This is a genomic window from Mycobacterium sp. 1165196.3, assembly GCF_001673415.1.
In the GTDB taxonomy this organism is placed as follows: Bacteria; Actinomycetota; Actinomycetes; order Mycobacteriales; family Mycobacteriaceae; genus Mycobacterium; species Mycobacterium europaeum_A.
In genome coordinates this window covers 1-4,918 of record NZ_LZLU01000026.1, presented here as the reverse complement: position 1 = coordinate 4,918, position 4,918 = coordinate 1, and the positions used below count along the sequence as shown (strand labels likewise).

The window sequence follows — 4,918 nt, the reverse complement described above, 5'->3', positions numbered from 1 at the left end:
ACGAGCGGCCGCCGAACCGTCGCTTCGACCATGACGAGTCGGAAAAGCGTCAGGAGGCCGCGATGCTGCTGAACCCGGATTCGCGCCTGGGTGACGGCGACGCCTACCGGGTCTCTGCCGGATGACGTCGGTCCGTTAGCCTGGCGACCCATGGGAATTGTCGGTGTGGGGATCGATCTCGTCTCCATCCCTGATTTCGCCGAGCAGGTCGACCAGCCGGGAACCGTTTTCTCCGAGACGTTCACCCCGGGTGAGCGCCGCGACGCCTCGGACAAGAGTTCGTCGGCGGCGCGTCACCTGGCGGCCCGTTGGGCGGCGAAGGAGGCGGTGATCAAGGCGTGGTCGGGATCGCGGTTCGCCCAGCGCCCGGTGCTTCCGGAGGACATCCACCGCGATATCGAGGTGGTTACCGACATGTGGGGCCGCCCGCGGGTTCGGCTGAGCGGCGACATCGCCAAACACCTGGCCGACGTGACGATTCACGTCTCGCTGACGCACGAAGGGGATACCGCCGCCGCGGTGGCGATCCTGGAGACGACGTCCGACTAGCCTCGGTTCCATGAGCGATCTGGTTGAGCGCGTCCGCGCGGTGCTGCCGTCGGTGCGGCGCGATCTGGAAGACCTGGTGCGCATCGAATCGGTGTGGGCCGACCCCGGCCGCCGCGACGAGGTGCATCGCAGCGCGCAGGCCGTCGCGGATCTATTGGCGCAGGCCGGTTTCGGCGATGTGCAGATCGTCAGCGAAGGGGGAGCGCCGGCCGTCATCGCGCACCATCCTGCGCCCGACGGCGCGCCGACCGTTCTCCTGTACGCACACCACGACGTGCAGCCCGAAGGCGACCGCGGCCAATGGCTCTCGCCGCCCTTCGAGCCCACCGAGCGCGACGGTCGGCTCTACGGCCGTGGCAGCGCCGATGACAAGGCCGGCATAGCAACACATTTGGCGGCATTTCGGGCGCACGGCGGGCAGCCGCCGGTGGGCGTGACGGTGTTCGTCGAGGGCGAAGAGGAATCCGGGTCGCCGTCGTTGGGCCGGCTGCTGGCCGCGCACCGCGATGCGCTGGCCGCCGACGTGATCGTCATCGCCGACTCGGACAACTGGAGCACCGAAATCCCGGCGCTGACGGTCACGCTGCGCGGCCTGGTGGACTGCGTGGTCGAGGTGGCCACCCTCGACCACGGCCTGCACTCCGGCATCTGGTGCGGCGTGGTGCCCGACGCGCTCAGCGCCCTGGTGCGGCTGCTGGCTACTCTGCACGACGACGGCGGGAACGTGGCCGTCGCCGGGCTGCACGAAAGCACCGCCGCCCCAGTCGATTACCCGCCCGAGCGGGTACGCGCCGACTCCGGGTTGCTGGACGGCGTGTCCGAAATCGGCTCGGGCTCGGCGCCGCAGCGGCTGTGGGCCAAGCCCGCGATCACCGTGATCGGCATCGACACCACCCCCATCGAGAAGGCGTCCAACACGCTGATCCCGCGGGCGCGGGCCAAGATCAGCATGCGCGTCGCGCCGGGTGGGGACGCCGCGGCGCACCTGGACGCATTGACCGCCCACCTGCAACGGCACGCGCCGTGGGGCGCGCACGTCAGCGTCACCCGCGGCGACATCGGCGAGCCCTACGCCGTCGACGCGACCGGCAGCGTCTACGACGCCGCCCGCCAGGCGTTCCGGCAGGCATGGGGGACCGACCCGATCGACATGGGCATGGGCGGGTCGATCCCATTCATCGCCGAATTCGCCGAGGCCTTCCCGCGGGCCAAGATCCTGGTGACCGGCGTGGAGGACCCCGCGACGCAGGCCCACAGCATCAACGAGAGCCTGCACTTGGGCGTGCTGGAACGCGCCGCGATCGCCGAGGCGCTGCTGCTGGCCAACCTGGGCTAGCGGGACGCACCTCTCATCGGGTGCCTTGGCCCTGAGCCACGACGTTGTTGTTCCCCGTCTTGTTGATTGTCGGTGACCCGGAGTGGTAGACCATCGCGTTGTCATCGCCGAAAACACCGATGGTGTCGGCGCTGTCGACCGTGACGTGATTTGCGCTGCCGGAGACGTCAAGCCGGCGACAGTGGCCGGTGACGGTGTAGGTGTTGTTGTCACCTTCGAGCCTGAGGTTCCCGTCGTTGCAGTCGATCTTGTCCTTCGCACCGCCATTGATCATGGTGAGATTGCCGTGCACGGTGGTGCCGGAGTAATGACCCACGAGAGCCGCGATCGCGAACGCGGCCGCGCACGCACCCGCCAACACCGCCCAAACTCGCGGCGAGTTGACCAGCCCCGCGACGCCCCCGATCCGCTGCCACCAGGTCCCACCGAGTGCGCGCCCGCCATCCCAGCCGCTTTTGGACGCTCCGGACGGCTGGGGAGGGCCCCCCGACGGTCGTGCGGCGCCGCGCTCCAGCTCGCGTATGTATTCCTCAGGGTCTAGCTTCTCCGGGTCTTCTTCCGGGTCCATCGCTCAATAATCCGCTCTGCGGTCCAGTTCTGGAGGTGTCACGGCGAAGCCCCGACTTTCCAGGGTTAGGCGAAGCCGGGCGCCGATCCGAACTGGCCCCCCGAATGCTGAACGAGAACGACGGTCTCGTCGCATACTGCTTCTAGCCGCAGCCACTCGTCCGCAGGAGACGCCACCGTGAGTACGGAAAACACCCTGACCGGAGACGCCCGCAAGACCAACCGTTACCACTTCGATCGCCACACCCCCGAGTACCGCGAGCGGTTCACAGCGATCACCGAGGAGATGCACGCCAAGTGCCCGCTGGCGTGGACCGACACCTACGACGGACATTGGGTGGCCGCGGGCAACCGGGAGGTTTTCGAACTCGCGCGCTGCCCGCACGTGTCCAACGACCACGACGTCACGGGCGAAGGCACCGGCTACAAGGGCATCACGATTCCGACGCTGCCGCAGGGCACCGGTGTCCGTGGCGGCATGCTCGAGATGGACGAACCCGAGCACTCCGCCTACCGCAGCATCCTCAACCCCTACCTGTCGCCGGCGGCCGTCAAGCGCTGGAAGCCGTTCGTCGACGAGATCGTGCGGGCCAGCATCGACGAGAAGATCGAAGCCGGGCGGATCGACTTCGTCGACGATCTCGCGAACGTCGTGCCCGCGGTCCTGACCTTGGCGATGATGGGCGTTCCGCTGAAGAAATGGCAGCTGTATTGCGAGCCGGCGCACGCCAATGTCTACACGCCCGCCGATTCACCGGACGCCCCAAGGGTTTTGGAGCAGACGATGGCGATGGGGGCGGACCTGTTCAACCACCTCCTCGAGATCCGTGAGAACCCGCGGCCCGGCATTGTGGACGCGTTGGCGAGGCTGAAGATCGACGGCGAACCCGCCCCCGACGCCGAACTGCTCGGAATGCTGGGCCTGATCATCGGCGGCGGTTTTGACACGACGACGGCGCTGACGGCGCACGCGCTCGAATGGCTGGGCGAAAATCCCGAGCAGCGCGAGCTGCTGAGGCAGGAATCGGAAACGCTGCTCGACTCGGCGACCGAAGAATTTTTGCGATACTTCACGCCCGCTCCCGGCGACGGCCGCACGATCGCAGCCGATCTCGAAATAGCGGGCACGCGGTTCAAGGAGGGTGATCGCCTGTGGCTGTCCTGGGCGATGGCCAACCGCGATCCCGCGGTGTTCCCCGATCCGAACCGCCTGGACCTGAGCCGAAAGAACAACCGGCACTTCAGCTTCGGGCTCGGCATCCATCGCTGCATCGGCTCCAACGTCGCGCGGGTGGTGTTCAAGTCGATGCTCACGGCGGTGCTCGACCGGATGCCCGACTACCGCTGCGACCCCGAGGGCACCGTGCACTATCCGACGATCGGCGTGATCCAGGGCATGCAGCACCTGCCGGCCACCTTCACGCCCGGCAAGCGCCTCGGACCGGGGATAGACGAGACGCTCCACAAACTGCAGCGCGTTTGCGACGAACAGGGGATCGCGCGGCCCATCACCGAGTACCACGAGGCCGCCGTCATCGGTTGATCGTCGGTAAGCGGAAAGGTCGCGTGTGCGTACAGCCGCCCTCCTAGGAAGGCAGGCCATGAGGGGTAAGAGGATCTTGATTGCGGTGCTGCTGGCGTTCGCCGTCTCAACAACGTCGGTGAGCTGCCTTCCCTACTGCCCCATGAAGGGTGGCCCATCCGTCACCTGCTAGGCAACGACTGCCCGTTGCGCTCGACGACATCGCATCTTCGAACTAGACGGACAGGTCGCGCCTGAGCTTGGCGACGTGGCCGGTCGCCTTCACGTTGTACTGCGCGACGGTGATCTTGCCCTTCTCGTCGACCACAAAGGTAGAGCGAATCACGCCGGTGACCGTCTTGCCGTACATCTGTTTCTCGCCGTACGCGCCATAGGCGCTCAGGACCTTGCGGTCGGGATCGGACAGCAGCGGGAACGTCAGCTTCTCGGTGTCGCGGAACTTGGCCAGCTTCTCCGGCTTGTCGGGGGAGATGCCGATGACGTCGAGGCCGGCTTCGTTGAGCTCGGCCAGGCTGTCGCGAAAGTCACACGCCTGCTTGGTGCATCCGGGCGTCGAGGCGGCCGGGTAGAAGTACACGACGACGCGTCGGCCTTTGTAGTCGGCCAGCGATACCTTGTTGCCGTCGGCGTCGGACAGGCTGAAGGAGGGCGCTTTGTCGCCCGGTGCAAGCCGCGTGGTCTCGGTCAAGGTGGGGCCCTTTCTGTTCACCGGAGCGTCGGGGTTACCGCCAGCTGATCTAGGGTAGTTCGGGCAGGTGCATGAGCCGGATAGTGGGCGACTTGGAGGACACAGTGGCGGACCGGGACCCCGAAGCCATCAAGCAGGACATCGACGTCGCCCGGGACCAGCTGGCGGCCACCGTCGACTCGCTTGCCGAGCGGGCCAATCCTCGGCGCCTGGCGGACGACCTCAAGGTCCGGGT

General features: G+C 67.1%; 6 protein-coding genes. 4 read left to right on the top strand and 2 right to left on the bottom strand.

All coding sequences use genetic code 11. The features are described from left to right. The first annotated feature begins 150 nt into the window (after positions 1-150). Together A5659_RS03110 and A5659_RS03105 are read left to right on the top strand one after the other, a co-directional pair. Positions 151-549 (top strand): holo-ACP synthase, encoded by a 399-nt coding sequence (locus A5659_RS03110; RefSeq protein ID WP_066862574.1) that lies wholly within the window; start codon positions 151-153, stop codon positions 547-549. A 10-nt stretch (positions 550-559) separates the two neighbouring features. After that, on the top strand, positions 560-1,885 hold the full coding sequence (locus A5659_RS03105; protein WP_067179273.1) for a dipeptidase: 1,326 nt from the start codon (positions 560-562) through the stop codon (positions 1,883-1,885). Between the two features lie 13 nt (positions 1,886-1,898). Here A5659_RS03105 and A5659_RS26675 read toward each other — a convergent pair whose 3' ends face one another. Next, positions 1,899-2,453, bottom strand: a complete 555-nt coding sequence (locus A5659_RS26675; RefSeq protein ID WP_082975881.1) for a DUF3060 domain-containing protein — start codon at positions 2,451-2,453, stop codon at positions 1,899-1,901. 177 nt (positions 2,454-2,630) lie between these two features. On the opposite strand from A5659_RS26675, the gene A5659_RS03095 reads away from it, so the two are divergent. After that, positions 2,631-3,995, top strand: coding sequence for a cytochrome P450 (locus A5659_RS03095; RefSeq protein WP_067143956.1), 1,365 nt, complete (start codon positions 2,631-2,633; stop codon positions 3,993-3,995). Positions 3,996-4,209: 214 nt separating this feature from the next. On the opposite strand, the gene bcp is transcribed toward A5659_RS03095, so the two are convergent. Further along, positions 4,210-4,683 carry a thioredoxin-dependent thiol peroxidase gene (gene bcp / locus A5659_RS03090; protein ID WP_066862589.1) on the bottom strand — a complete coding sequence of 158 codons (474 nt, stop codon included), beginning with the start codon at positions 4,681-4,683 and terminating at the stop codon, positions 4,210-4,212. A gap of 104 nt (positions 4,684-4,787) precedes the next feature. Between bcp and A5659_RS26670 the strand changes: the two genes are divergently transcribed. Next, the coding region (locus A5659_RS26670) for a DUF3618 domain-containing protein (RefSeq protein WP_156748726.1) at positions 4,788-4,918 on the top strand (131 nt) is incomplete at its 3' end.